General features: G+C 26.0%; 1 protein-coding gene. It reads left to right on the forward strand.

What is annotated here, in order from left to right; genetic code table 11:
- Positions 1-256: 256 nt before the first annotated feature.
- The coding region (locus IE142_RS40545) for a YitT family protein (protein WP_191889546.1) at positions 257-512 on the forward strand (256 nt) is incomplete at its 3' end.

Here is a 512-nt window from a genome sequence, read left to right on the forward strand (position 1 = left end):
CCAGATAAACTGATTTAAAATACACCAATCTTCAAAATTTTAGAGATTGGTGTATTTTAATATATTTGTAAATGCCTTGGGAAATTTTTCATTTATTTACTTTGAGTATTAGACGCTGATTAAACATTAAATTATCTTTTTTAGAATTTTGTTTAAAAAAATATGATATCAATCATTAACACCAATTTCATTAAATTGATAAAACAAGTTATAATATAGGTGAAGACTTTTTAATAATAAAAATAGGAGTTCAAAAATGACAAAAAAAATGGTGATTATATCATTCGGCAGGATTTTACTTATTATAATTGGGGCACTTATTACAGCATATGGTTTGGAATCTATATTAATCCCAAATAACGTTTCTGACGGAGGAGTCACAGGGATTAGTATTGTAGGTTCCACTTTGTTTGGTTTACCTTTAGGAATAATAATAGGAATAATCAATTTACCATTTATATGGTTAGGTTATAAACAAATCGGACGTAAGTTTGCTATATTTTCAATAATAG

Source organism: Streptomyces mutabilis (assembly GCF_014649815.1).
Lineage (GTDB): Bacteria > Actinomycetota > Actinomycetes > Streptomycetales > Streptomycetaceae > Streptomyces > Streptomyces mutabilis.